Below are 25,165 nucleotides of genomic sequence, written 5' to 3'. Positions count from 1 at the left end.
ATGGCGAAATCCAGGGGCGAAGAGGTACGTTCGACCTAGCTGTATTTCGGCATCGCCTTCAGCAGCCGGTGCAATGTGTCGATGGTCGAGAAGTCGGCGATCCCGTCGACCAGTTGCGGCCGGAAATGGCGCTGGAACGCCTCCACCACGCCTTTCGTTCGCTCGCAGAAAATCCCTGTTATCTCAATGTTATAACCATAGAGAGACAGCATCGACTGCAGCGCTTCGATGGGCTGGCCGCTCTCACCGAGCTGGAAGAAGCGGCCGCCGCTGATCGGGGTCGGATCGATCCAATGACCGACCCCGCCGGCATGCAGTTTTTCCCAGGGGAAATTCTCCCCCGGATCGACCTTGCGGATCGGCGCCACATCGGAGTGCCCGAGCACTCTCTCCGGCGGGATATTCCACCTTGCGCCGCAATCGCGACACAATTCGGCGACCGCCTCGATCTGCTTGTCGGGAAAGTCCGGCAGGCCTCCGGGATGGCCGGGATTGGCGATCTCGATGCCGATGGAACAGGAATTGATGTCCGTCTCGCCTGCCCAGGAGCTCTTGCCCGCATGCCAGGCGCGGCGCCCCTCCGGCACGAGCTGCACCACGCGCCCATCCTCATGGACGAAATAATGGCTGGAAACCTGGCTTTCCTCGCGACAGAGCCAGGAGAGCGCGCCGTCCGCGGTTCCCATGCCCGTATAATGCAGGATGATCATGTCCGGCTTTAGCCCGCCGGCACGTTCGCCATGATTGGGGGAAGGTCTTACCGATGCGCCGGCATAGTCGGCGGCAAAGACTGTCATGCGGCGCGGCGCTCTTTCGCAATCGCCGCATAAGCGGCGTTGAGGGCCGCCATGCGTTCATTGGCGGCGGCATGCAGCGCGACCGGCACGCCGCGGGCGATCAGCCTGTCGGGATGATGCTCGGAGACCAGCAGCCGGTATTGCTTGCGGATCTTTGCAAAATCGTCTTCGGGCGACACGCCGAGCACAAGATAGGGATCCGCTCCGTCGAGATGCACGTGACGCGCCATGATGCGGCGGAAATGCGCCTCGTCGATCCGGAAGATCTCTGCGATGCGGGCGAGGAAGCCGAGCTCCTTCTCGTGCACCAGCCCGTCCGCCTTGGCGATGTGGAACAGGCCGTCGACCACGTTTTCCAGCATCGGGCAGTTTTGGGAAGCGCCGGAACCGCAGAGGCCCGCGAGCTTCATCGCATAGGCCTCGTAACCCGCGACGTCCTGGCGCGCGAGGTTGTAAAGCCGCGCCACGTTGCGCGCCTCCTCGTCCGGAAAATCGAAGATCTGCTGGAAAGCCCGGACTTCGGCTTCCGTCACGATGCCGTCGGCCTTCGCCATCTTGGCGGAAAGGGCGATGATCGCCACCGAAAAGGATACTTTCCGGCGCGTTTCCGGATCGCCTTCGAACAGCGTGCGGATCGCCTCCACCACGCGGCCGAGCGTGTTTCCAGCCGCGTCGCCGATCGCGCCGAGCAGTCGTTCCCAGAGGGAGGAAAATTGGAGACAGGCGAAGTCGAAAATCATCACCGCAATGGACCAGATTATCCGGGGGATTGCAAGGTGGCGGACGGTCCATCTCGGATTAAACTATGTTCATGTTTTCCGAACAATCACCGCCGTTCACCAACGAGTTACCTCCCTATCCGGCACAATCCGCCCTGCCCGCCATCCTCGTCTTTCCACAGGCCGGGCACGGCCGTCGCCCGGTTGAATCGATTATATTCCCCCGTCTGGAGGCTCCGAGGCGAAGTTCCGGTTTTTCTTGAGAAATTCACTTTACAGGCGGTCATCTCTGTCGCATCCATTCCCTCGGTTTTGAACTGCACGCGTATGCGTCAAGGAGGATCGATGGCCAAACAGAAAGTAGCAATGCTCACCGCCGGAGGCCTTGCGCCCTGCCTGTCGTCCGCCGTCGGCGGCCTGATCGAGCGCTATAACGACATCGCGCCGGAGATCGAGATGGTCGCCTACCGTTCCGGCTACCAGGGCGTTTTGCTCGGCGACCGCATCGAGATCACGCAAGACATGCGTGAGAAGGCCTATCTCCTGCATCGTTACGGCGGCTCGCCGATCGGCAACAGCCGCGTCAAGCTCACCAATGCCGCCGACTGCGTGAAACGCGGCCTCGTCAAGGAAGGCGAAAACCCGCTCCGGATTGCGGCCGAACGCCTTGCGGCCGACGGAATCACCATTCTCCACACGATCGGCGGCGACGACACCAACACGACCGCCGCCGACCTTGCCGCCTATCTCGGTGCCAATGGCTACGACCTGACGGTCGTCGGCCTGCCGAAGACGGTCGACAACGACGTCGTGCCGATCCGCCAGTCGCTCGGCGCGTGGACCGCGGCGGAAGTCGGGGCCTATTTCTTCGACAACGTCTCGAACGAGCAGAGTGCCGCACCTCGCACACTTGTGATTCACGAAGTGATGGGACGTCACTGCGGCTGGCTTACCGCCGCGACCGCGCGTGCCTATATCCAGAAGACCAGGAACAACGAATATGTCGAAGGCTTCATGATGAACACGGCGATGAAGAACATCGACGGCCTTTATCTGCCGGAGATGGCCTTCGATCTCGACAGGGAGGCCGCCCGCCTCAAGGATGTGATGGACAAGCGCGGCTTCGTGACGCTCTTCGTCTCGGAAGGGGCCTGCCTCGACGCGATCGTCGCCGAGCGGGAAGCCGCGGGCGAGACGATCAAGCGCGACGCTTTCGGGCACGTGAAGATCGACACGATCAATGTCGGCAACTGGTTTCAGAAGCAGTTCGCCGCCCTTCTCGGCGCCGAACGCTCCATGGTCCAGAAATCCGGCTACTTCGCCCGTTCCGCCCCGGCCAACGTCGACGACCTGCGCCTGATCCACAGCATGGTCGACCTTGCCGTCGAGAGCGCCCTGAACAAGGTTTCGGGCGTGACAGGTCATGACGAAGACCAGAACGGAAAACTGCGCACGATCGAATTTCCGAGAATCAAGGGTGGAAAACATTTCGATCTGACGGCAAGATGGTTCGGCGAGGTGATGGACCATATCGGCCAGACCTTCGAAACAGCGTAAGACGGGAAAATGACGGACGCGCCGGCGGCGTTCGGGAGGAAATGGGATGACGGCTGAAATCTGGCTCGCTTTTGCCGCGACCGCGTTCGTTCTCGTCCTTCTACCCAGTCCGCTTGCCTGCCTGACCGCCAGCTTCTCGCTTCAGCGCGGCCGCCGCACGGCGGTCGCCACGGTTCCGGGGCTTGCCGCCGGATTGTCCGTCGCCTTGATCGCGGCACTCATCCCGCTTGCGCTGGCGGCCCTCTATCTGCCCGGACTGCTGGAAACCATATCCTGGGCGGGTATCGCCTATCTGATGCTCTACGTGCTGTGGTCCTATCAGGATCCGCGCATTTCCGGCCCGATCGCCGACAACGACAATCTCCCCGAATGTCGGACGGCACGGATTTTCGGATGTCTCTTCGGCAAATCCGCCTTCGGTACGCGCTATCCGGTCGTGCTTGCCGCCGTAGCGGCTCAATTCATCGACCCCGGGCTTCCGCTTCTGCCGCAGCTTCTTGAAATGCAGGCCACATTCCTGGTCTGCACGGTGCTCGCCGCGGGTGTTCACGTCTTCTTCCCCCGCCGCGTGCTCGGCCGCAAACGCCGCGCCGCCGCCCTCAACCCAGCCTCGCGCAAGCCTCAAACGCGATTCATCTCGCGGCGCGCGGTCACGGCCGGTTATCGCCGGATCGCCGCCTGACCTTTCGGCAGGCCCGCACCGTCTTGCCGGACGTTGCCCAATGGGTTAATGAAAATTCTCTTTCGGTGGCGTTTGGGCGGACTGGGGTAACCATTTTTCATGAAAGCGACCCAATGGCGATAATCCGACTCCTCGGCCGCGGGACCGCGGTAGCCTGTGCCGTTTCCTCCGCTCTCGTCGGATGTTCGAGTGTCGATCCCGAGCAGAAGCTTGCGGCGACGCAGACCGCGGCTCCGGCGGGGCAAGCGGCGCCCACCCAGACAGCATCCGCCGATGGGCAGCTGATCATCCAGTACAATTCCAATCTTCCGGGCAACCAGGCTCAGCCGGCACCTGCCGCGGGCCAGATCGCGGGAACTCAGCCGGCTTCCGGCACGCAGCCGACGGTCGCGCTTGCAAAAACCGCACGGCTTCCGGTCCCCGTTCCGCCGGCCGCGGAAGCCGCTTCGATCCAGACGGCCGCGATGGCATCTCCGACCATGGCGCCGCTCGTCGCCTTCGCGCCCGCACCGGCTTCGGCGGCCTTCCCCGCTCCGCCGGCGGCACCCGCGACATCCACCAACGTGGCACCGCCCTCGCCTGCCCCTGCGACATCCACGATTCTTGCCGCCTCCAAGGACGGCCGTCTCACCTCTCCGGTGGTCGCGCCTGCCGTGACGGCAGGCAGGATCCAGCCGGATGCAGCCCAGGCGATCGCGCTCGACGAACCGGAGCTGACGCCCGACATGGTGGCGCTGCAGTCGGTCGTCCCGACGCCACGGCCGGACACTTCGACGCTTGCCTATGCCGCCCAGCCGAAGGCGGTCGCCGCCGTCTCGGCGATCGACAGCCGCATGGATTTCCCGCCGGCACCCGGCGATCCGCTGCCGGCCACAGCAGCCGATGCGCCGCCGGAATTGAAGAAGCTGATCCATCGCTACGCGGGCTTGTACGGCGTGCCGGAATCCCTCGTCCATCGCGTCGTGCACCGCGAGAGCCGCTACGATCCCAAGGCCTATCACAAGGACGGCTATTGGGGCCTCATGCAGATCAAGTATGCGACCGCCAAGTCGATGGGCTACGAAGGCCCGCCGAAGGGTCTGCTCGACGCCGAAACCAATCTCAAATACGCGATCAAATATCTGCGCGGCGCCTGGCTCGTCGCGGACAACAAGAACGACAACGCCATCAAGCTCTACGCGCGCGGCTATTATTACGACGCCAAGCGCAAGGACATGCTGCACGTCCTTGAAAAATAAGGAAGCTCGACAACGGTACCTCAGGGTGCCGCTGTTGCTTTGGCGATTTCCGCAACAAGCTGCAGGGGGCTGTAGCGCTCCCAGCCAGGCGTCAGCCCGAGTCGCACCACGACGAGATCGAGCGACGGCACGACGATGACGTTCTGGCCGTCATGCCCGTCGAGGAAAAACGCGTCGGCGGGAATCTCGCCGCTGCGGACCGGCAGCCAAGTCTGCATCTTCGAATAACGCCCGCTCGACGTTCGGTTCGGCTCGTGCATCTCGGCGACGAAGCCTCCCGGAAGGATGCGGTTGCCGTTCCACACGCCGTCATGCGCCAAAAACAGGCCGAGCCGCGCCCAGTCGCGCGCCGTGGCATACATGTAGGAGCTGCCGACGAACGTGCCGACGGCATCCGTCTCCATCACCGCGCTCGTCATGCCGAGGGGCCCGAACAGCGCGTTGCCCGGGTAGGCGAGCGCGGCCGCCTTGCCGCCGATCCTGTCCATCCAGATCTTCGACAGCATCACGCCGACACCGGAGGAATAGTTGAAGCGCGTACCGGGATCGGCTTCGAGGGGCTGGTCCGCGGCGAAATTCGCCATGTCCGGCTCGAGATAGAGCATGCGGGTGACATCCGCGACCGTGCCGTAATTTTCGTTGAAGGCAAGCCCGCTTTCCATCGCAAGCAGGTCGGCAAGCCGGATATCGTTGCGCTGGTCGTTCCGCCATTGCGGGAACAGCCCCTTGTCTTCGAGAGACACCTTTCCGTCACGAACCAGCGTGCCGATGATCATCGCAGTCACCGTCTTGGTCATCGACCAGCCGAGAAGCGGCGTATCCTTCGAAAAGCCCCCTCCATAGGTCTCGCCGACGATCCGCCCGCCCTTGACGGCGACGACCGCCCGCATGCCGGGACCGGTAAGGGCAGCGCCTGAAAGAAGAGCCGCAACCTTCGGATCGGACTCGATTTTTCCGCCTTCGGGCCAGAGGACGGCTTCATCGATCGCGACCGGGGCGGAACGCGCCACATTCAACGGAGCCGGCGCGTTGCCGTCCGGCGTCACGGAGCAGCCCAGACCCTCATGGTAGACCGCGTCATTGCCGGCGATGAAACCAAGCAGCGCCGCATGTACCCGCTTTTCCGGCTCGTTCACGGAGACATCCATCAGACGCAGAAGCGGATGACCCGGCGCCTGGACGTCGACCGCCAGCACCTCCTCGCTATCGCGCCCCGCGATGAAGACGTTGGAGCAGACGATCTTGGCGGCATAGCCGCTGCCGACCCGGAGCAATTCCGGGGGGGATGTGTAGAGCCAGATGAAAAGCCCGATCAGGCCAATGGCAATGACGCCGAAAACGATCCTCACAATCCGCATCAACAGCCGCATGCCCGTCTCCCGTTTCGCGGCCGCATGCAATCAGGATTCTCTGCCCGGCGGAAGGGGGCTTCGGTGATCTGCGGCGCAATCTACGGACCGGCCACAGGCTGCGTCATCAATCTGTAGCACGAGGGGTTTACACGCCCTGAAACTCTGGACAGGCGGGATTCGACCATGGCGGATATTGCACAGGAAGCCGGTTTTCGGAAAAACCAGAAGCTGAAGGATGCGCTTCTGCAGCATAAAGCACTATCGCGGCAAGGTTTTTCGGAAAGGCTTTTCGGCCTCCTGTTCTCCGGCCTCGTCTATCCGCAGATCTGGGAGGACCCGGATGTCGATATGGCGGCGATGGAGCTCACAGGCGGTCACTCGATCGTGACGATCGGCTCCGGCGGCTGCAATATGCTCGCCTATCTCTCCCGCTCGCCGAAGAGGATCGACGTCGTCGATCTCAATCCGCATCACGTGGCGCTGAACCGCCTCAAGCTGGCCGCCTTCCGCCATTTGCCGGGCCATGGCGATGTCGTGCGCCACTTCGGAATGGACGGGATAGGCTCCAACAGCAGGAGCTACGACACGTTCATCGCGCCGAACCTCGATGCCGCGACGCGCGCTTACTGGGAAAGGCGCTCGCTCTCCGGCCGCCGCCGGATCGAGGTCTTCGACCGCAACATCTACAAGACCGGCCTGCTCGGCCGCTTCATCGGCGCCGGGCATCTGATCGCCCGGCTGCACGGCCTCGACCTCACCGAAATGGCGAATGCCCGTTCGCTGCGCGAACAGCGCCAGTTCTTCGACGACCGCGTCGCACCGCTCTTCGACAAGCCGCTGATCCGCTGGGTCACCAGCCGCAAGAGCTCGCTCTTCGGTCTCGGCATCCCGCCGCAGCAATATGACGAGCTGGCAAGCCTCGCTTCCGACGGCTCGATCGCGCCGGTCCTGCGGCAGCGACTTGAAAAACTCGCCTGCCACTTCCCGCTGCGCGACAACTATTTCGCCTGGCAGGCTTTCGTACGCCGCTATCCGAAGCCGGAGGAAGGCACGCTGCCGACCTATCTGAAGGCGGAGAACTACCGCGCCATCCGCGACAATGCCGAACGCGTCACGGTCCATCATGCAAGCTTCACCGAGCTTCTGGCGCAGAAACCGGCCGCGGCCGTGGACCGCTATGTGCTGCTCGACGCGCAGGACTGGATGACGGACCAGCAGCTCAACGACCTCTGGTCGGAAATCACACGGACGGCCGCTCCGGGTGCGCGCGTGATCTTCCGCACCGCTGCCGAAAAGAGCGTGCTCGACGGCCGCCTTTCGCCGGCCCTGCTCGATCAGTGGACCTATCTCGAAGAGCGTTCCAGCGAGCTCAATCTTCAGGACCGCTCGGCGATCTACGGCGGCTTCCACATCTATGTGAGAAAAGCCTGATGGCGGCGGATATGGCCAGCGCTTCCCTCCCCGGCGATCACGCCGAACGCATGGACCGGATGTACCGGTACCAGCGCCATATCTACGACATCACCCGCAAATATTACCTCTTCGGCCGCGACCGGACGATTTCAGGGCTGCATGTGCCGCCCGGCGGGACGCTGCTCGAAGTCGGCTGCGGCACGGGCCGCAATCTGCTCCTTGCCCACCGGCACTATCCGACGGCAAAGCTCTTCGGCCTCGATATCTCCGCCGAGATGCTGGAAAGCGCCCGCGCGAATTTCCGTGCCAAGCCGGTCACGCCGGATTTCCAGGTGGCCGATGCCACCGACTTCAAGGCTGAGGATTTCGGCGTCGCGGGCTTCGACCGCATCCTGATCTCCTATGCGCTGTCGATGATTCCCAATTGGGAAAAGGCGGTGGATGCCGCGCTTGCGGCACTCGCACCGAACGGTTCGCTGCACATCGTCGATTTCGGTCAGCAGGAACGGTTGCCCCGCTGGTTCGGACGGTTGCTGAAGGCATGGCTCACGCGCTTCCATGTCACACCCCGACCCGACCTGCATGAAGTGCTGGAGGGCAAACTTGCGGCGGCGGACGCCGACATGATCTTCGAGGAGATCGGTCGGGGTTATGCCTGGCATGCGGTCATCCGCCGGCGCGGCTGAACCGGCCGGCCTTCGCATTCCGAGCATGAACCCTCTTGCCCTAACCGATTTTTTACGACGTTATGGTGAACATGGAGTTCGTGCCTCCGTCGTTCAGCGTCCGCGGGCAAGAGGCTTCCTGTATCGGCATCAACACGGGACATCCATGCCTCGGCTCCTTCTAGCCCTCCTTGCGACCGCCATGCTCGCCACGGGCTGCACGTCCACCGATTACGACCTGATGGAGACGGCCTCGGTCAAGGGGATGCGTTTCAAGGATACCGATCCGCAGGATTTCGGCAGGAACCATCCGGGCCGCCATGAGGTCCACGGCATCGACGTTTCCAAATGGAACGGCGACGGTATCGACTGGGCGACCGTGAAGAAGTCCGGCATCGCCTTCGTCTTCATCAAGGGGACCGAAGGCAAGGACCGCATCGACCCGGCCTTCGAAAAGCACTGGCGCAATGCCGCAGCCGCCGGCATCCCTCACTCCGCCTACCATTTCTACTATTTCTGCTCGACGCCGGAAGACCAGGCGGACTGGTTCATCGCCAACGTGCCCAAGGAAGCGAACATGCTGCCGCCGGTGCTGGACATGGAATGGAACCATGCCTCCCCGACCTGCAAGCTGCGGCCTGATCCTGCAACGGTGCGTGCCCTCATGCAGCGCTTCATGGATCGCATCGAAGCCCATTACGGCAGGCGGCCGATCATCTATACGTCTGTCGACTTCCACCGGGACAATCTGGTCGGCGCCTTCGACGGCTATCATTTCTGGCTGCGCTCGGTTGCCGCCCATCCGGGCGAAATCTATGCCGGCCGCCGCTGGGCCTTCTGGCAATATACGTCGACCGGCGTGGTGCCGGGCATCAGGGGCGAGACCGACATCAATGTCTTCGCGGGCACCGCCAAGGCCTGGAAGAGCTGGCTCGCGGCCGCCAGCGACAATAAGACCGTCGCCTCTGCCGAGTAGCTATCTGGCGCCGCGTTGCGGGTTGCGATAAAAACTGCGCCAGCCGCATCATCGCCCACGTTTCGGTCACAAATCTTTCGGACATGGGCGACGCTTTTATTCACACTGGAACCGTCGAATGTCCGCTGCTCTTGCCCGTCGCCTTGCCCTTGCCTCCGTCATCACCGGCTGCCTCGCCTCCACCGCACTCGCCCAGACGCCCGCGCCAAGCTGCGGCGGCGATCTGGGTGCCTTTCTCGAAGGCGTGAAGGCCGAAGCCGTTGCCAAGGGCATTCCCGCAAGCGCCGCCGACGAAGCGCTGGCCGGCGCTGAGATCGACCAGAAGGTCCTTTCCCGCGACCGCGCCCAGGGCGTCTTCCGCCAGACCTTCCTAGAGTTCTCGCAGCGTACCGTCAGCCAGGCGCGCCTCGATATCGGCCGCCAGAAGCTGAAGCAATTTGCCGAAGTCTTCGACCGCGCCGAGCGCGAATTCGGCGTGGCACCCGGCGTGATTACCGCCTTCTGGGCGATGGAGACGGATTTTGGCGCCATCCAGGGCGATTTCAACACGCGCAACGCCCTGGTGACGCTCTCCCACGATTGCCGCCGTCCGGAACTCTTCCGCCCGCAGCTCATCGCGCTGATCGAGATGGTCCAGCACGGGGACCTGAACCCCTCGACGAATACGGGGGCCTGGGCCGGCGAGATCGGTCAGGTACAGATGCTACCGGAAGACATCATCGCCTATGGGGTGGACGGTGACGGCGATGGTCACATCAACGTCAAGAGCAGCGCGCCGGACGCCATTCTGACGGCGGCGAAATTCATCCAGAGCCTGGGCTTCAAGGCCGGCCAGCCCTGGATTCAGGAAGTGACGCTGCCGGATAACCTGCCGTGGGAGAGGTCCGGCCTCGGCAACGAGATGCCCGCCGGCGAATGGTTCAAGCTGGGCGTCACCCCGCGCGACGGCAACACGAATTTCGGCGACCTGCCGGCCGCCCTCATCATGCCTCAGGGCCGCAAGGGGCCCACCTTCCTCACCTACCCGAATTTCGGCATCTATCTCGAGTGGAACCAGTCCTTCATCTACACGACGTCGGCAGCCTATTTCGCCACCCGGCTTTCCGGCGCTCCGCCCTATCTGAAGGGCACGCCGGAGGCAGGCCTCGACGACGGCGGCATGAAGGCGCTGCAGGCCAAGCTCGAGGCCCTCGGCCACAATGTCGGAAAGATCGACGGCATTCTCGGCTCCGGCACGCGCCAGGCTGTCCAGAAGGAACAGGCACGCCTTGGCCTGCCGGCGGACGGCTGGCCGACCCAGGCGCTTCTCTCCGCCCTCTGAGCAGGTCCACCGCCTCCACAAGTTTCGGGTGGCGACTCGCCTCCTTTGCGGATACCCGTTTCCGATGTGAGGGAGAATCCGCATGACGGCCGCCATCAATCCGAAACCCAGCGCCACGGCCTGGGCGCTCATTCTGCTGCTTGGGCTGATCTGGGGCGGATCGTTCTTCTTCGCACGCATAGCCGTGCTGGAAGTGCCGCCCTTCACGCTGGTTTTCCTGCGCCTCTTCCTCGCAGCACTTGCCCTGCACATCTATCTTCACGGGCGCCAGGGACTTTATGATTCGCTTGCCGCACATTGGCGGCCCTTCATGGTCATGGGCTTCGTCAACAACGCCCTGCCCCACACGCTGATCTTCTTCGGCCAGACGGAAATCGGCGCCGGCCTGGCCTCGATCCTCAATGCAACGACGCCGGTCTGGACCGTGCTCATCGCCAATCGCTGGACGGCGGACGAAAAGCTGTCGGCCGCCAAGCTCGCCGGCTGCTTGTTCGGACTGGCAGGCACGGCTGTGCTGATCGGGCCAAGCGTTACGTCGGCCGCATCCGCACCGCTCTGGGCGCTCGTCCTGCCAGTGCTTGCGGCCGTCTCCTACGGCATTGCCGGAACCTATGGAAAACGCTTCCGCCACCTGCCGGCGCCGGTGTCGGCAACCGGACAGCTGACCGCCTCGACCCTGATGATGCTGCCCGTCTCGCTGATCGCCGATCAGCCCTGGACGCTGCCTGTGCCGTCCACCCATGCGGTGCTGGCGATCCTGGCACTGGCGCTGCTATCGACCGCCTTCGCCTATCTGCTCTTCTTCCGCATCCTGGGCATGGCGGGCGCCACCAATGCCTCTCTCGTGACGCTCGTCGTTCCTCCGAGCGCCATTCTTCTGGGCGCGCTCTTCCTCGGCGAGCGGCTGGAATCGACCGATCTGGCAGGCATGCTGCTCATCGGTCTCGGGCTCGTCCTGCTCGACGGAAGGCTCCTTCGCACCCGCAGCAATCGGCCCGAAAAAGTCTCATAGATGAACAGCACCCTCACGAAATATGACTGAAATTAACAATCATACATCACTTTTTAACGCTTCGAGCCTTATCATTAACGATAGAATTATTTCGTATAATCAATATCTTATAAAAAGATGAAGCGAAGTTGACGTCGTGTTGGACGGCGCTGCAGCATAAAATCCGCTTTCCAATCGACACAAAAGCGACATACACTTTAACGGTCAACGCAAGGAGGCAGACATGGGACGTACATACTCTCTCAATGTCCTGATAGTCGGTGCGGCGTTCGTGTTCGTGGTGTCAATGCTCTTCATCTGAGCACCGCGCTTTCCCTTACTACAGGTCGTGATCTGGCATCCGTGACCGTTTGATAATCAGCACTTCCAATAAGACGCATGCTCACTTTTGAGCATGCGTTTTTTAATGCCTCGAGGCATCTCAGGCAGCGGCCGTCCGCGCGCCGCGGAACTCGCCGCGTCCAAGACGCTGCAGCACGGCCGAGACGAGCGTTGCGCGGTTCATCGTATAGATATGGAAATCGTGGATGCCGCGCCGGATCAGGTCCTCGATCTGTTCGGCAGCGATATCCGCAGCCACTTCGGCACGCTCCTCGGGCTTTTCGTCCAGTCCATCGAGGCGCGCATCCAGGAATGCCGGGACGGATGCCCCGCAGCGCCGCGCGAAACGCTTCAGCTGGGCGAGGTTCTGGATCGGCATGATGCCCGGCACGATCGGGATGGTGATTCCGGCTGCCCGCACCTTTTCCAGGTACCGTTCGAAGACGTCGTTGTCGAAGAAGAACTGCGTGAGCGCCCGGTGCGCCCCGGCATCGGCCTTGCTCTTCAAGGTTTCGATATCGGCTGCGATGTCCGGGCTTTCCGGGTGCTTTTCGGGATAGGCCGAGACCGAGATATCGAAATCACCGTATTCGACGAGGCCGCGCACCAGATCGGCGGTGCGGGAATATCCCTGCGGATGCGGCGCATAGGCCGTGCCGACGCCGGTCGTCGGGTCGCCGCGCAGCGCGACGATGCGGCGGACGCCGGCGGCACGGAAATCCTCGATGACCGCGCGGACCTCCTCACGGGAGGCGTCGACGCAGGTGAGGTGCGCCGCGGTCGGCAGATCCATCTCGCCGATCATCCGCTTGACGGCGGCAAGTGTCGGCTCCTTGGTGGAACCGCCCGCGCCGTAGGTCATGGTGATGAAGTCCGGTTCCCAGACCGAAAGCTGTTCGACGGTCTCCCAGAGCTGCCGTTCCATCTCGTCCGACTTCGGCGGAAAATATTCGAAGGAAACGCTGAAAGGTTCGCGGAGGGCGGTCATTGGTCCAGCTCCCTTAGAGGACGGTTTGGAATTCTGCGGAGGTCGGATTGGCGATGAGCAGCCGGCGGTCGCGGGCAAGCCAGACGGTGGCCGTCAGTGCGCCCTCCTTGCCGGAGCCGAGATCGATCGCCTGCTCGACTTCGAGACCGACCTTCTCAAGCCATTCCGCCATCACCTGGTGGGAAAAGCCAAGGCGCACATGGGCGTGTTCGTCGCGCAGGTATTCGAGCGTATGCGGCGCCAGATCGACGATCAGCAGGCGGCCGCCCGGACGCAGCACGCGCGCGGCCTCCGCGATCGCCAGTTCCGGCTGATCCAGGAAGTGCAGCACCTGGTGAATGGTGACGAGGTCGAAATCCTGACCTTCGAGCGGCAGGTTGAGGATATCGCCATGGCGGACCGAGGCCTTGACGATGCCCGATTTGTCGAGATTGGCGCGTGCGACCGCCAACATATCGCGGCTCGCATCGATGCCGATGGCGTGCCGGTAATGGTTGGAGAGAAGCTGAAGAATCCAGCCCGTGCCCGTACCGAGGTCGAGAAGCGTGTCGATCGGCGTCGTGCCGACCAGCTTGAGCAACGCAGCCTCGACGGCCGCGTCGCTGACATGCAGGCGCAGCGCATCCCATTCGGCGGCATTGCGGCTGAAATAGGCCTGGGCACGCTCCGCGCGCAGGCGCTTGACCGTCGAGAGCCGTTCGCTGTCGCGCAGGAGCACCGGATCATCCTCGGACGCAGCCGCAAGCAGCGTCCGGACGAGGGTCGCCGCCTTTCCTTCATGCTTCAGGCGGAAATAGGCCCAGGCACCCTCCTGGTATCGGTCGATCAGGGCCTCCTCCCCCAGAAGCTTCAGATGCCGCGAAATGCGGGGCTGCGATTGCCCCAGGATTTCCGTAAGATCGGTGACGGTGAGGTCGCTGGCCCCGAGCAGGGCAAGCAGACGGAAACGCGTCGGCTCGCCCGCAGTCTTCAGAACATCCACCAGGGTATCGAGCGCCAAACCCATGAAGCCATATCCTTATCCAATCAAGATATAAAGATATGTTTATATGATTTCGCGAAGCCGTGCAAGCAATAACTGTTTGAGCGGCATGGGATAAACAAAGAGGGCGGCCAAAGCCGCCCTCACCGTCATCCTTGCCAATCGAACCGTCCGGATCAGAATTCTTCCCACTCGTCCGCGGACTGGGCAACAGCGGTATTGCCATGTGCGACCGGCGGGCGCGACGGAGCCGGACGGCTCGCCGGAGCCGCGGCCGGTCGAGACACCGGCGCCGGCGCTGCCGGAGCGCGCATGCGCGCGGCGGTTTCGCGGAGCTGGCCCGACGGGCTGTTGCCGAGCTGGAAGTGCGACAGCAGATCGCTGAGCTTGGCGCTTTCCTGGGCGAGCCCCGCACCGGCGGCGTTCATCTCCTCCACCATCGCAGCATTCTGCTGGGTCGACTGGTCCATATGGTTGACGGCGGTATTGACCTGCGCGAGACCGACCGATTGTTCCTGCGCCGCCGTCGCGATCGCATCCATATGACCGTTGACGGTCTGCACGAGCTGTTCGATGACGCCCAGGCCTTCGCCCGTGTCGCTGACGAGCTTGACGCCTTCCGAGACGGCGACTGCCGAGTTGGAGATCAGGCCCTTGATCTCCTTGGCGGCGTTTGCCGAACGCTGGGCGAGTTCCCGGACTTCCTGCGCGACGACGGCGAAGCCCTTGCCTGCCTCCCCGGCGCGGGCCGCCTCGACGCCCGCATTGAGGGCAAGGAGGTTGGTCTGGAAGGCGATCTCGTCGATCACGCCGATGATCTGGCCGATCTGCTGGGAAGACTTCTCGATGCGCTCCATGGCAACGACCGCATTGCGGACCACCTCACCCGACTGATCGGCGCGTGTGCGGGCGTCGCGGACGATATCGCGGGCTTCCGAGGTGCGCTTGGAGGTCGCGACCACGTTGGCGGTGATCTCTTCGAGCGCTGCAGCCGTCTCCTCCAGGGAGGCCGCCTGCTGTTCGGTACGCTTGGAAAGATCGTCCGAAGCATCAGAGATCTCCCGCGAGCCGCTGTTGACGGTCGCGACGGAGCTGCCGACGCTCAGAAGCGCGTCACGAAGCTGGCGAACCGAAGTGTTGAAGTCGTGGCGGAGGCCCTCGAACTGCGGCGCGAAGGCTTCGTGAACCTCGCAGAGCATGTCGCCGTCGGCGAGACGGCGCAGGCTTGCGGCGAGCGCCCCGGTCGCCTGGTTGAGACGCGCCTCGGCTTCCGCCTCCGCCTGGCGCTGCAGTTCGAGCCGCTCGATCTCCGAGCGGCGGCGATTGGCTTCCGCCTCCGCTTCGAGCTCGCTGTTGCGGATGGCAGCCTCGCGGAAGACCTCGACGGAGCGGGCCATGTCGCCGATACCGTCCGTCCGGTCGGCATAGGGAATGGCCTCTTCGGTATTGCCGCCGGCGAGGCTCGCCATGCGATCGCCGATGCCGCGGATCGATTTGGAGAGGCCGCGGACGACAAGGAAGCCGAAGCAGGCGACGATGGCAATCAAGCCCAGGAGCAGACCGCTGATCGTCCAGAGGTCGTTGGAAGCGGCCGTGGCCTGGCTGTTGGCGAGACGCACCAGTTCGCCGGAAGCCTCATCGACGCGGTCGGCAGCAAACAGCCGGCGCTTTTCCATCGCGTCGATCCAGCGATCATGGTCCGTGCCGGCAGGAGTATAGGATTGCAGCGCATCGAAGGTCTTCAGGAGGTTGGTTGCGAAAGCGCCCTCGGGAGTGCTCCAGAAGCTATCGAGCTTCGCCAGCACCGTCGGCGTCAGCGAAGAACGCATGTGCTTCTCGTAGATACGCACCTGCTGGCGGCCCTGGACGTAGCGGGCGATTTCCTCGGGCGTCAAAGTGCCGTTCCTGGCGAACTGCTGCCCCATGCGCGTCACGATCGCATAGCCGTTGTTGATCTGCACCAGCGCATGAATGCCGTCGATGGCGCGCGCCAGGCCGCGGTCCGCCGTCATGTTGGCGACGCGGGCCACGGTATCGAGCGTCTGCTGCGACAGAGGCGTAAGATATTGCGCGGTCAAAAGCGGGTTCTTGTCGCCGGCATCGATCTTCGCACGGAATTCCGCCATGCGGCTGAACCGGTCTTCCAGTCCGGCGATCGCCTCGTCGAGGCCGCGATCGGCCAGGCCCTGGGCCTTGATGTTCGCGTGATTGTCGACCAGCATCTTCTCGACCGCATCCACGCGGGCACGCGCCGCGCCACGCTCGGCAGGCCCGGCGTAGCTTTCGGCGGAAATCGCATTCATCATGCTGCCGGCCGGCGCCACCAAATCCGCAAGAATCCGCGCCTTGTCGAATTGCTTGTATTTCTCATAGGCATTCAACCCGAGACCCACACCCAGCACGATCGTCGCGGCGGTGGGTATGACGGCAAGAAGCGTCAGCGATGTACGGAAAGGCAAGCGTTCAATCAAACGCAGCATGAAATCGATCCTCAAAATAAGTCCGTCTTCATGACGCGTCGAAGGCCCGACAAGACATGGACCTCCCCGAGGCAGAACTACGCAAGAACCTTTGCGAATGTATTGCCCCCTGACAAGAAAGAATCCCCCGCAATTCCTGGGGGTCGAAGATTTACCCTTTGCTTACCGCTTCAAAATGCAAAACCCCGGCGCCGAGCCGGGGTTTTGTTCAGGCGAGACTGAAGAAATCAGCGGGTAAGGCGCTTGTAGGTGACCCGCTTCGGATTGACCGAATCCGCGCCGAGGCGGCGGATCTTGTCGGCCTCGTAATCCTCGAAATTGCCTTCGAACCATTCGACATGGCTGTCGCCCTCGAAGGCGAGGATATGCGTGGCAAGGCGGTCGAGGAACATGCGATCGTGGCTGATGATGACCGCGCAGCCCGCAAAGTTCTCCAGCGCATCCTCGAGCGCCGACAGCGTTTCCGTATCGAGGTCGTTGGTCGGTTCGTCGAGCAGGATGACGTTGCCGCCGGCTTTCAGCATCTTGGCGAGATGCACGCGGTTCCGCTGGCCGCCGGACAGCGTGCCGACCTTTTGCTGCTGGTCGCCGCCCTTGAAGTTGAAGGCGCCGCAATAGGCGCGCGAATTCATCTCGTGCTTGCCAAGCTTGATGATGTCGTTGCCGCCGGAGATCTCCTCCCACACGGTCTTGTTGCCCTCGAGCGAATCGCGGCTCTGGTCGACATAGCCGAGATGAACGGTGTCGCCGATGCGGATATCGCCGCTATCCGGCTTTTCCTGGCCGGTGATCAGGCGGAAAAGCGTCGTCTTGCCGGCGCCGTTCGGGCCGATGACGCCGACGATGCCGCCGGGCGGCAGCTTGAAGGTGAGGTTTTCGAAGAGCACCCGGTCGCCGTAGCTCTTCGAGATGTTCTCGGCTTCGATCACCACCTGGCCGAGACGCTCGCCGACGGGGATGATGATCTGGGCTTCGCCGGGACGCCGGTCCTCGGCGGCCTTGACCAGCTCGTCATAGGCGCGGATACGGGCCTTCGACTTCGCCTGGCGGGCCTTCGGGCTCGATGCGATCCATTCCTGCTCGCGGGAAAGCGCCTTCTGGCGGGCGGCCTCCTCACGGCCTTCCTGGGCCATGCGCTTGGCCTTCGCCTGTAGATAGGCCGAGTAATTGCCTTCGTAAGGGATGCCGCGGCCCCGGTCGAGTTCGAGGATCCAGCCCGTGACGTTGTCGAGGAAGTAGCGGTCGTGGGTGATCATCAGCACGGCGCCGGGATATTCGCGCAGATGCTTTTCGAGCCAGGCAATGGTTTCGGCGTCGAGGTGGTTGGTCGGTTCGTCGAGCAGCAGCAGGTCCGGCTGCGACAGAAGCAGCTTGCAGAGGGCCACGCGGCGTTTCTCGCCGCCCGAAAGATTGTCCACCGAAGCGTCGCCCGGCGGGCAGCGCAACGCGTCCATCGCCATCTCGACCTGGCTTTCGAGGTCCCAGAGGTTCTGGCTGTCGATGACGTCCTGCAGCTTGGCGCCCTCTTCCGCCGTCTCGTCGGAATAGTTCATCATCAGCTCGTTGTAGCGGTCGAGGATCGCCTTCTTGTCGGCGACGCCTTCCATGACGTTGCCCATGACGTCCTTCGACGCATCGAGCTGCGGTTCCTGCGGCAGGTAGCCGAGGGTGGCGCCTTCGGCGAGCCAGGCTTCGCCGGTGAATTCCTTGTCGAGCCCGGCCATGATGCGCAGCACGGTCGACTTACCTGCGCCGTTCGGACCGAGGATGCCGATCTTCGCATCGGGATAGAAGGAAAGATGGATGTTTTCCAAAACCTTCTTGTTGCCGTAGGCCTTGTTGAGGCCGGCCATGTGATAAATGAATTGACGTGCCATTGGATAAACTGCTCCGCGGGGGATCTTCCGTTTGCCGCTATGTAGTGCATCGAACCGAAAAGTGTGAAGCGCTTTTCGGAAAAATCCGATGGGAAGCCAAGAAAATTGCGCATAAGTGGATGCGAGAGGGTCGGGAGGACAGAATGTTTGGCGAAACGAGGCGGCTGGAAAACCCGACGGGCGCCAGCCTCGCCTATCACTATCAGCGGGCGCAGGAGCCGCAGCGCGGCATCCTCGTGATCTCTCACGGGCTTGCGGAACATTCCCGACGCTATGAGGCCTTTGCGGAGAAGATGGCCGGGCACGGCTTCCATGTCTATGCGTTCGACCATCGCGGCCACGGGGAAACGACGGCGCCGGACGCGCCGATCGGCCGTTTCGCCAGGCGCGGCGGCATACAGCTGGTTCTGGAGGACGTGAAGGCGATCCGCGACATGGCGGCGGAGGCTTCTCCCGGCCTGCCGGTCCTGCTCTTCGGCCACTCCATGGGCGGATTGATCGCTCTTAACGCTGCCATCGACTTTCCCGACAGTTTCGATGCGATCGCGGTCTGGAACTCGAACTTCCATCCAGGCCTGGCCGGTCGCGCGGCCCAGGCCCTCCTGCTGGCAGAGAAGGCACTGAAGGGTTCCGACGTGCCGAGCGGCCTCCTGCCGAAGCTCACCTTCGGCGCCTGGGGCAAATCCATCCCCGGCCACCGCACGGAATTCGACTGGCTGAGCCACGACCGCGATGTCGTCGACGCCTATATCGCCGACCCGCTCTGCGGTTTTAACGCCAGCGTCTCGCTCTGGCTCGACCTTTTCGAACTGACCTTCCGTGCCCCAAAGCTGATCGGCCGGCTGCGGAAGAACCTGCCGATCCATCTGATCGGCGGCGCCGAAGACCCGGCGACCAACGGCGGCCGCGAAATCCTCCGGCTTTCCGAACATTTCAGAAAGAACGGCTTCTCAGATGTGACGGCCAAGGTCTGGCCCGCCACGCGACACGAGACGCTGAACGACACGGTGCGCGCCCGCGCCACCGCCGAATTCGCCGCCTGGGCGCAAACCGCCCTCTCCCCGCCGCCGGCCGCTGCACTGGAAACCGCTCAATCAGAAAGGAGCCAATCGGAAAGGGCCCAATCGGAAAGGGAATGAGTTCATGACATTTATTCAAGTGCTTCCGGCCCGCCGCGCCGCTATAGGAAATCCATGAGTTCGCCGCCTGCAAGCCTTGCCGCCCAGCCTGCCGAGACCCGAATCGTCCACGGTCTCGGCCTGATGGTCCTCGCCATGCTGGTGGCGCCTTTCATCGACATCTTTTCCAAGCTCGCGACGGACACTGCCTCCCCCACATTCATCACGGCCGGCCGCTTTGTCTTCCAGGCACTGTTCATGCTGCCGATCGTACTGTGGAACGGATTGTGGCGCGTCTTTTCGTGGCGGCTGAGCTTCTATCACATGATCCGCGCAGCGGTGATCACGCTCTCCATGATCTGCTTCGTCGCGACGCTCGCCGTGATGGAAGTTGCCGATGCGGTCGCGATTTTCTTCGTCGAACCGATCATCCTGACGGTGCTTTCCAGCATCTTTCTCAAGGAAACCATCGGCTGGCGTCGCTACACGGCCTGTGCCGTCGGCTTTCTAGGCGCATTGGTCGTCATCCGCCCGAGCTTCGAAGAAATCGGCTACGTGGCGATACTGCCGATCGTCACCGCCTTCGGTGTCGCAATCTTCGCGCTGCTGACCCGGGCGCTGGCGCTTCGGGAGGACCCGTGGTCGATGCAATTCCAGATGGCGCTCTGGGGCATTCCGATCTCCGGCCTGCTGCTTCTGATCGGCGACCGGACCGGCATCGCTTTCCTGGCGCCTTCCATACCGGACGGGCTGACGCTCACCTGGCTCGTCTGCGTCGGCGCATTCGCCGCCCTCTCCGGCATCCTTGCCGTCTATGCCTACCGTGCTGCCCCGGCCTCCGTCATTGCGCCCATGCAGTATTTCGAAATCGTCTCGGCAACGCTGTTCAGCTGGCTGGTCTTCGGCGATTTTCCCGACCCGATGAAATGGCTCGGCATTTCGATCATCATCGGCTCCGGCCTTTACATCATCTGGCGGGAACGCCGCGCGGCTTCGTCGAAGCCCGTGACCGGCACCGCCAAGTCAACCGTGGCTCCATGACATGAACCAAACGAGCAAGAAACCGCCGCTTTCCGGCATCCGCGTCATCGAGCTTGCCCGCGTGCTCGCCGGCCCATGGGCAGGGCAGATGCTGGCGGACATGGGGGCAGACGTGATCAAGGTGGAGAATCCGGACGGCGGCGACGACACCCGCGCCTGGGGACCGCCCTTTGTCGAGGGAAAGAACGGCGAGAACCTCTCGGCCGCCTATTACCATTCCACAAACCGCGGCAAGCGATCGATCGCCGTCGACCTGAAGACCGAAGAGGGCAAGGAGATCGTCCGCCGCCTCGCGGCCACTGCCGATGTGCTGATCGAGAACTTCAAGCTCGGAGGACTGGCGAAATACGGCCTCGACTACGAGAGCCTTCGAAAGATCAATCCGAAGCTGATCTATTGCTCGATCACCGGCTTCGGCCAGGACGGCCCCTATGCCAATCTGGCCGGCTATGATTACATCGTCCAAGGCATGTCCGGCTTCATGTCGATCACCGGAGAACCTGAAGGCGAGCCGATGAAGGCAGGCGTCGCCATCGCCGACATCTTTACCGGCATCTATGCCGTGACGGCGATCCAGGCCGCGTTGATCCATGCCATGAAGTCCGGCAAAGGGCAGCACATCGACATGGCACTGCTCGACGTCCAGGCCGGCATCCTCGCCAATCAGAACATGAACTACCTGATCTCGGGTATCGCACCGGAAAAGCTCGGCAACGCGCATCCGAACATCTCGCCCTACGAGGTCATACCGACGCAGGACGGTCACCTGATCCTCGCGGTCGGCAATGACGGGCAGTTCCGGCGGCTCTGCCGCATCCTCGGCATGGAGGCAATCGCCGACGACGAGCGTTTCGCGACCAACAAGGCACGCGTCGCCAATCGCGGCGAGGTTCGCCGGCTGATCCTTGCGCAGACAGCGAAATGGAAAAAGGCCGAACTGCTCGCGGCCTGCGGCGAGAATGCCGTACCGGCCGGGCCGATCAACTCGATCGCGGAAATGTTCGACGACCACCAGGTCAAGGCCCGCGGGCTCAGGATCGACCTGGAAGCGGCGGACGGCACGGTCATCCCCGGCGTCCGCAGCCCGATCGTCTTGTCCGAGACGCCGCTCACCTATCGTCGGCCGAGCCCGGCGCTCGGTGAGCATACGGCGGACGTGCTGGCCGAACTGGAAAATATCGAAACGAGGGGGAAGCAGACATGAAGAGCGCCACGAAAACCGGAGGGCAACTCATCGTCGAGGCGCTGAAGGCGAACGGCGTCAAACGCATTTCCTGCGTTCCCGGCGAAAGCTATCTCGCCGTGCTCGACGCGCTTTACGAGAGCGGCATCGGCGTGCTCGTCTGCCGCCAGGAAGGCGGCGCGGCGATGATGGCCGACAGCTGGGGCCGGCTGACCGGCGAACCCGGCATCTGCATGGTGACCCGCGGCCCCGGCGCGACCAATGCCTCGGCTGGCCTGCACGTCGCCCGACAGGATTCGATCCCGATGATCCTCTTCGTCGGTCAGGTCGCCCGCGACATGCGCGAGAGGGAAGCCTTCCAGGAAGTCGAATATCGCCGCGCCTTCACTGAATTCGCCAAATGGGTGGGCGAGATCGACGACGCCCGCCGCATTCCGGAATTCGTCACCCGCGCGTTTGCGGTCGCCACTTCCGGCCGGCCCGGCCCGGTCGTGCTGACCCTGCCGGAAGACATGCTGGTCGAGGAGGTGGAAGCGCCGGAAGCCCAGCCGTATACACGGATCGAAAGCCATCCCGGCAAAAGCCAGATCGACGCCTTCGAAAAGGCGCTGAAGGAAGCCAGGCGGCCGATGTTCATCGTCGGCGGCACACGCTGGAGCGAAGAGGCACATAGGGACTTTGCCGACTTCGCCGCCCGCTTCCGGGTGCCGGTCGGCTGTTCCTTCCGCCGTCAGATGCTGTTCGACCACCTTCATCCTTCCTATGCCGGCGATGTCGGGATCGGCATCAATCCGGCGCTCGCCAGGGAGATCAAGGAGGCGGATCTTCTCGTACTGCTCGGCAGCCGCATGTCTGAAATGCCGTCGTCGAGCTACACGCTGATCGACATCCCCTATCCGAAGCAGAAGCTGGTCCATATCTTCCCCGATCCGGAGGAACTCGGCCGCCTCTACCGCCCGGATCTCGCGATCTGCGCGGCGCCGGCGGAATTCGTCGCCGCCCTGAAGGAGCTGGAAGCACCCGCCTCGCCGGCCTGGAGCGAGCGCACGGGCGCTATGCACGAGTCCTACCTCAAATGGTCGAAGCCGCCGGAAGACGGTCCGGGGCCCGTGAAGATGGGGCCGATCATGACGTGGATCGAGGAGAACGTGCCGGACGACGCGATCTTCACCAACGGCGCCGGCAACTACGCCACCTGGCTGCACCGCTTCCATCGTTTCCGGAAATACAATACCCAGTCCGCCCCGACCTCCGGCTCGATGGGCTACGGCTTGCCGGCGGCGGTTGCCGCCAAGCAGCTTTTCCCCGAGCGCGAGGTCGTATGCTTCGCGGGCGACGGCTGCTTCATGATGCACGGGCAGGAATTCATAACCACCGTGCGCTACGGACTGCCGATCATCACCGTTCTCGTGAACAACGGCATCTACGGCACGATCCGCATGCATCAGGAGCGCGAATATCCGGGACGCGTCAGCGCGACCGATCTCGTCAATCCGGATTTCGTGGCCTATGCGCAAGCTTTCGGCGGATATGGCGAACTGGTGGAGAGGACGGAGGATTTCGGCCCTGCCTATCTGCGCGCCCGCGCCAGCGGCAAGCCCTCGATCATCGAGGTCAGGCTCGATCCGGAAGCGATCACCCCGACACGGACACTGACGCAGATCCGGAATAAGGCCTAAGAAGACAAAAAGCCGGCCTATCAAAACGATGGCCGGCTTTCTTGATTCGGCTGACGTCACGTCAGAGTGCTGCCGTGACGATGAACTCGACCTTATATTTCGGCGCGGCAAGCTTGGCTTCGCTGGTGGCGCGGGCCGGCGGGTTGGCGGGGTCGATCCAGGCTTCCCAGACGGCGTTCATCTCGCCGAAATAGGCGATGTCCGAGAGATAGATGATTGTCTGCAGGATCTTCGTCTTGTCGGTGCCGGCGGCGGCGAGCAGGCGGTCGACTTCGGCCAGCGCGTCCTTCGCCTGCTCGGTGACGGTCTCCCCCTCGCCGACCTGACCGGCGAGATAGACCGTGTTGCCGTGGATGACGGCGCCGCTCATGCGGGCGCCCGGCTCGATGCGCTTGATGCTCATGGAAATGCTCCTGAAATGAAATGAGCTGCGGAAGAGGCCCCATGCTCGAACGCACGAGGCGGCGAAAAATCTCAGCCGCGGATGTGCTGGCTCTTTTCGTAGATCGCCGTCGAGCGGGCGCCGGAGCGGCAGAAGCCCAGCATCGGGCGCGGGAACTCGTCGAGCGCGTCGACCATGGCCTGCACGCCCTCGGCATCGACGCCCATTCGGCCGACCGGAATATGGCGGATGTCTAGGCCGAGTTCCTCGGCCCGCGCAGCGATTTCGGCGTAATGCGGCTGGCCCGGCTCTTCGTCGTCGGGGCGATGGCAGACGATGGACTTGAAGCCCATGGCCTTGATCTGGTCGAGGTCCTCGACGGTGATCTGACCGGTGACGGAATATTCGTCGTTGATCTGTCGGATATCCATGGTGCAACCTCCGTTCATTGAGGGGCAAGCATTACGATGGCGCCGCAAGGGCGTCAATCACGGGGACGGCGGGAGATCAGCCGAAGCTGAAGCGCAGGCCGTATTCGATGCTTTCGCCGGGTTTCAGCAAACCGAGCTCGCCCTTTTCCGCAAGCTCGTATCGGCTGGCGCCGCGATGCGAGACCGGCTCGATGCCGAGCACATGCGCCGGCGCTTTCTGGTTGCGCCAGATCTGGAGGTGCGGCAGCGTATCCGCCCTGAATTTCACCTTCAGCGTCAGCCCGCCGATGGCGGCGATCGGGCCGAGCGCGATTTCCGCCCACGGCTCGCCGGCCCCTGCCGCCGGGACGCAGAAGACGCCGCCGGGATCCTTGCCGAAGGTCCACGGAAAGCCCCCGCCCTCCAGCATCTTTCCGGTGAGCCGGACATGATCGTCGAACAGCCAGGCGCCGATATTCATATGGTACATATGCACGGGCGCGAACGGCTTCCTGCCCGTATTGATCACCTTGTCGGAGAGGCTCACCTCGCCAGTCTCGCCGTCGATGCGCCAATGGCGCTCGAGCAGCGCAGGCTCGCCGGTCGCCATGGTGACCCGCACGCGGGCGCGGCATTCGGCATCATCCCCCTGCGCATCCCAGAAAAGGATTTCGGCGGGATGCGACGAGAAGGAGCCGTGCAGCGGATATTTCCTGCCGTCTTGCCTCGCCTCGATCGGTTCGGGATGGCGGATATGATCCGGACCGCAGGTGAAAAGAAACCCTTCGAGCGAGTGATCGATTCGCGGATCGCCGTCGTCGGGGATAGCCCGGCCCGGAGAGAGGTCCGTGTCGCCGACGAAACAGCCGCCGATATCGAGTACGGAAGTCTCGTCGAGGAAAAGCTTCGGACCGTTGGCAGCGGAAAACGCCTTCATAATCATTCCCTTCACGGTTTCGTCAGCGCTTTTAC

22 protein-coding genes are annotated in these 25,165 nt (G+C 63.1%); 12 read left to right on the top strand and 10 right to left on the bottom strand.

Translation table 11 applies throughout. The features are described 5' to 3' along the window. Positions 1 to 35 precede the first annotated feature (35 nt). A complete protein-coding gene (locus QTA58_RS18895) occupies positions 36 to 797 on the bottom strand; it encodes an N-acetylmuramoyl-L-alanine amidase (RefSeq protein WP_289670174.1) in 762 nt (253 codons plus the stop codon). Further along, on the bottom strand, positions 794 to 1,537 hold the full coding sequence (locus QTA58_RS18890; RefSeq protein ID WP_289673219.1) for a DnaJ family molecular chaperone: 744 nt from the start codon (positions 1,535 to 1,537) through the stop codon (positions 794 to 796). The genes QTA58_RS18895 and QTA58_RS18890 overlap by 4 nt, the downstream gene beginning before the upstream one ends. A gap of 324 nt (positions 1,538 to 1,861) precedes the next feature. Between QTA58_RS18890 and QTA58_RS18885 the strand changes: the two genes are divergently transcribed. The 3 genes from QTA58_RS18885 to QTA58_RS18875 all read left to right on the top strand — a co-directional run bounded on the left by QTA58_RS18885 (position 1,862) and on the right by QTA58_RS18875 (position 4,993). After that, positions 1,862 to 3,073: a pyrophosphate--fructose-6-phosphate 1-phosphotransferase gene (locus QTA58_RS18885; protein WP_289670172.1), complete on the top strand. Its 1,212-nt coding sequence runs from the start codon at positions 1,862 to 1,864 to the stop codon at positions 3,071 to 3,073. 46 nt (positions 3,074 to 3,119) lie between these two features. Further along, positions 3,120 to 3,755 (top strand): hypothetical protein, encoded by a 636-nt coding sequence (locus tag QTA58_RS18880; protein WP_289670169.1) that lies wholly within the window; start codon positions 3,120 to 3,122, stop codon positions 3,753 to 3,755. A 113-nt stretch (positions 3,756 to 3,868) separates the two neighbouring features. After that, the gene (locus QTA58_RS18875) at positions 3,869 to 4,993 is read left to right on the top strand and encodes a transglycosylase SLT domain-containing protein (protein WP_289670167.1); all 1,125 of its coding nucleotides are present in this window, start codon (positions 3,869 to 3,871) and stop codon (positions 4,991 to 4,993) included. Between the two features lie 20 nt (positions 4,994 to 5,013). Here QTA58_RS18875 and QTA58_RS18870 read toward each other — a convergent pair whose 3' ends face one another. Then, positions 5,014 to 6,363, bottom strand: coding sequence for a serine hydrolase (locus tag QTA58_RS18870; protein ID WP_289670165.1), 1,350 nt, complete (start codon positions 6,361 to 6,363; stop codon positions 5,014 to 5,016). A gap of 165 nt (positions 6,364 to 6,528) precedes the next feature. Here QTA58_RS18870 and QTA58_RS18865 point away from each other — a divergent pair, with 165 nt between their 5' ends. The 5 genes from QTA58_RS18865 to QTA58_RS18845 all read left to right on the top strand — a co-directional run bounded on the left by QTA58_RS18865 (position 6,529) and on the right by QTA58_RS18845 (position 11,732). After that, on the top strand, positions 6,529 to 7,776 hold the full coding sequence (locus tag QTA58_RS18865) for a DUF3419 family protein (protein ID WP_289670163.1): 1,248 nt from the start codon (positions 6,529 to 6,531) through the stop codon (positions 7,774 to 7,776). Next, positions 7,776 to 8,444, top strand: coding sequence for a class I SAM-dependent methyltransferase (locus QTA58_RS18860; RefSeq protein ID WP_289670161.1), 669 nt, complete (start codon positions 7,776 to 7,778; stop codon positions 8,442 to 8,444). The genes QTA58_RS18865 and QTA58_RS18860 overlap by 1 nt, the downstream gene beginning before the upstream one ends. A gap of 145 nt (positions 8,445 to 8,589) precedes the next feature. Further along, on the top strand, positions 8,590 to 9,399 hold the full coding sequence (locus QTA58_RS18855; protein ID WP_289670158.1) for a GH25 family lysozyme: 810 nt from the start codon (positions 8,590 to 8,592) through the stop codon (positions 9,397 to 9,399). A gap of 118 nt (positions 9,400 to 9,517) precedes the next feature. After that, positions 9,518 to 10,720: a lytic murein transglycosylase gene (locus QTA58_RS18850; RefSeq protein ID WP_289670156.1), complete on the top strand. Its 1,203-nt coding sequence runs from the start codon at positions 9,518 to 9,520 to the stop codon at positions 10,718 to 10,720. 94 nt (positions 10,721 to 10,814) lie between these two features. Continuing rightward, a complete protein-coding gene (locus QTA58_RS18845) occupies positions 10,815 to 11,732 on the top strand; it encodes a DMT family transporter (protein ID WP_289673217.1) in 918 nt (305 codons plus the stop codon). Between the two features lie 421 nt (positions 11,733 to 12,153). Here QTA58_RS18845 and metF read toward each other — a convergent pair whose 3' ends face one another. The 4 genes from metF to ettA form a co-directional block, all read right to left on the bottom strand. Then, positions 12,154 to 13,041, bottom strand: coding sequence for a methylenetetrahydrofolate reductase [NAD(P)H] (metF, locus tag QTA58_RS18840; RefSeq protein ID WP_289670155.1), 888 nt, complete (start codon positions 13,039 to 13,041; stop codon positions 12,154 to 12,156). A 13-nt stretch (positions 13,042 to 13,054) separates the two neighbouring features. Then, positions 13,055 to 14,047, bottom strand: coding sequence for a metalloregulator ArsR/SmtB family transcription factor (locus QTA58_RS18835; protein WP_085424680.1), 993 nt, complete (start codon positions 14,045 to 14,047; stop codon positions 13,055 to 13,057). A 152-nt stretch (positions 14,048 to 14,199) separates the two neighbouring features. Continuing rightward, positions 14,200 to 16,503: a methyl-accepting chemotaxis protein gene (locus tag QTA58_RS18830; RefSeq protein WP_289670153.1), complete on the bottom strand. Its 2,304-nt coding sequence runs from the start codon at positions 16,501 to 16,503 to the stop codon at positions 14,200 to 14,202. Positions 16,504 to 16,730: 227 nt separating this feature from the next. Then, entirely contained in the window at positions 16,731 to 18,380 is a 1,650-nt protein-coding gene (gene ettA, locus QTA58_RS18825; protein ID WP_085424682.1) for an energy-dependent translational throttle protein EttA, read from the bottom strand. A 143-nt stretch (positions 18,381 to 18,523) separates the two neighbouring features. Here ettA and QTA58_RS18820 point away from each other — a divergent pair, with 143 nt between their 5' ends. Genes QTA58_RS18820 through QTA58_RS18805 form a run of 4 tightly spaced genes read left to right on the top strand, consistent with a single transcriptional unit; the run spans position 18,524 to position 23,401 of the window. Next, positions 18,524 to 19,519 carry an alpha/beta hydrolase gene (locus QTA58_RS18820; protein ID WP_289670149.1) on the top strand — a complete coding sequence of 332 codons (996 nt, stop codon included), beginning with the start codon at positions 18,524 to 18,526 and terminating at the stop codon, positions 19,517 to 19,519. A gap of 54 nt (positions 19,520 to 19,573) precedes the next feature. Beyond that, a complete protein-coding gene (locus QTA58_RS18815; RefSeq protein WP_289670147.1) occupies positions 19,574 to 20,539 on the top strand; it encodes a DMT family transporter in 966 nt (321 codons plus the stop codon). A gap of 1 nt (position 20,540) precedes the next feature. Further along, positions 20,541 to 21,743, top strand: coding sequence for a CaiB/BaiF CoA-transferase family protein (locus tag QTA58_RS18810; RefSeq protein WP_289670145.1), 1,203 nt, complete (start codon positions 20,541 to 20,543; stop codon positions 21,741 to 21,743). Further along, entirely contained in the window at positions 21,740 to 23,401 is a 1,662-nt protein-coding gene (locus QTA58_RS18805) for a thiamine pyrophosphate-binding protein (RefSeq protein ID WP_289670143.1), read from the top strand. Before QTA58_RS18810 ends, QTA58_RS18805 begins: the two co-directional genes overlap by 4 nt. A gap of 61 nt (positions 23,402 to 23,462) precedes the next feature. Here QTA58_RS18805 and QTA58_RS18800 read toward each other — a convergent pair whose 3' ends face one another. The 3 genes from QTA58_RS18800 to QTA58_RS18790 all read right to left on the bottom strand — a co-directional run bounded on the left by QTA58_RS18800 (position 23,463) and on the right by QTA58_RS18790 (position 25,130). Continuing rightward, positions 23,463 to 23,804: a RidA family protein gene (locus QTA58_RS18800; RefSeq protein ID WP_289670141.1), complete on the bottom strand. Its 342-nt coding sequence runs from the start codon at positions 23,802 to 23,804 to the stop codon at positions 23,463 to 23,465. A gap of 71 nt (positions 23,805 to 23,875) precedes the next feature. After that, entirely contained in the window at positions 23,876 to 24,214 is a 339-nt protein-coding gene (locus QTA58_RS18795; protein WP_085424688.1) for a TIGR01244 family sulfur transferase, read from the bottom strand. A gap of 76 nt (positions 24,215 to 24,290) precedes the next feature. Continuing rightward, positions 24,291 to 25,130 carry a DUF4432 family protein gene (locus QTA58_RS18790; protein ID WP_289670138.1) on the bottom strand — a complete coding sequence of 280 codons (840 nt, stop codon included), beginning with the start codon at positions 25,128 to 25,130 and terminating at the stop codon, positions 24,291 to 24,293. Between the last annotated feature and the right edge of the window lie 35 nt (positions 25,131 to 25,165).

The sequence above is a fragment of the Neorhizobium sp. CSC1952 genome (assembly GCF_030378245.1).
Classification (GTDB): Bacteria; Pseudomonadota; Alphaproteobacteria; order Rhizobiales; family Rhizobiaceae; genus Neorhizobium; species Neorhizobium oryzae_A.
This window is presented reverse-complemented; position numbering and strand designations above follow the sequence as displayed.

What these genes read in the sequence shown, in the direction of transcription:
- QTA58_RS18895 (WP_289670174.1), bottom strand. Translation starts at nt 797, where the DNA reads ATGACAGTCTTTGCCGCCGACTATGCCGGCGCATCGGTAAGACCTTCC.
- QTA58_RS18890 (WP_289673219.1), bottom strand. Translation starts at nt 1,537, where the DNA reads ATGATTTTCGACTTCGCCTGTCTCCAATTTTCCTCCCTCTGGGAACGA.
- QTA58_RS18885 (WP_289670172.1), top strand. Translation starts at nt 1,862, where the DNA reads ATGGCCAAACAGAAAGTAGCAATGCTCACCGCCGGAGGCCTTGCGCCC.
- QTA58_RS18880 (WP_289670169.1), top strand. Translation starts at nt 3,120, where the DNA reads ATGACGGCTGAAATCTGGCTCGCTTTTGCCGCGACCGCGTTCGTTCTC.
- QTA58_RS18875 (WP_289670167.1), top strand. Translation starts at nt 3,869, where the DNA reads ATGGCGATAATCCGACTCCTCGGCCGCGGGACCGCGGTAGCCTGTGCC.
- QTA58_RS18870 (WP_289670165.1), bottom strand. Translation starts at nt 6,363, where the DNA reads ATGCGGCTGTTGATGCGGATTGTGAGGATCGTTTTCGGCGTCATTGCC.
- QTA58_RS18865 (WP_289670163.1), top strand. Translation starts at nt 6,529, where the DNA reads ATGGCGGATATTGCACAGGAAGCCGGTTTTCGGAAAAACCAGAAGCTG.
- QTA58_RS18860 (WP_289670161.1), top strand. Translation starts at nt 7,776, where the DNA reads ATGGCGGCGGATATGGCCAGCGCTTCCCTCCCCGGCGATCACGCCGAA.
- QTA58_RS18855 (WP_289670158.1), top strand. Translation starts at nt 8,590, where the DNA reads ATGCCTCGGCTCCTTCTAGCCCTCCTTGCGACCGCCATGCTCGCCACG.
- QTA58_RS18850 (WP_289670156.1), top strand. Translation starts at nt 9,518, where the DNA reads ATGTCCGCTGCTCTTGCCCGTCGCCTTGCCCTTGCCTCCGTCATCACC.
- metF (WP_289670155.1), bottom strand. Translation starts at nt 13,041, where the DNA reads ATGACCGCCCTCCGCGAACCTTTCAGCGTTTCCTTCGAATATTTTCCG.
- QTA58_RS18835 (WP_085424680.1), bottom strand. Translation starts at nt 14,047, where the DNA reads ATGGGTTTGGCGCTCGATACCCTGGTGGATGTTCTGAAGACTGCGGGC.
- QTA58_RS18830 (WP_289670153.1), bottom strand. Translation starts at nt 16,503, where the DNA reads ATGCTGCGTTTGATTGAACGCTTGCCTTTCCGTACATCGCTGACGCTT.
- ettA (WP_085424682.1), bottom strand. Translation starts at nt 18,380, where the DNA reads ATGGCACGTCAATTCATTTATCACATGGCCGGCCTCAACAAGGCCTAC.
- QTA58_RS18820 (WP_289670149.1), top strand. Translation starts at nt 18,524, where the DNA reads ATGTTTGGCGAAACGAGGCGGCTGGAAAACCCGACGGGCGCCAGCCTC.
- QTA58_RS18815 (WP_289670147.1), top strand. Translation starts at nt 19,574, where the DNA reads ATGAGTTCGCCGCCTGCAAGCCTTGCCGCCCAGCCTGCCGAGACCCGA.
- QTA58_RS18810 (WP_289670145.1), top strand. Translation starts at nt 20,541, where the DNA reads ATGAACCAAACGAGCAAGAAACCGCCGCTTTCCGGCATCCGCGTCATC.
- QTA58_RS18805 (WP_289670143.1), top strand. Translation starts at nt 21,740, where the DNA reads ATGAAGAGCGCCACGAAAACCGGAGGGCAACTCATCGTCGAGGCGCTG.
- QTA58_RS18800 (WP_289670141.1), bottom strand. Translation starts at nt 23,804, where the DNA reads ATGAGCATCAAGCGCATCGAGCCGGGCGCCCGCATGAGCGGCGCCGTC.
- QTA58_RS18795 (WP_085424688.1), bottom strand. Translation starts at nt 24,214, where the DNA reads ATGGATATCCGACAGATCAACGACGAATATTCCGTCACCGGTCAGATC.
- QTA58_RS18790 (WP_289670138.1), bottom strand. Translation starts at nt 25,130, where the DNA reads ATGAAGGCGTTTTCCGCTGCCAACGGTCCGAAGCTTTTCCTCGACGAG.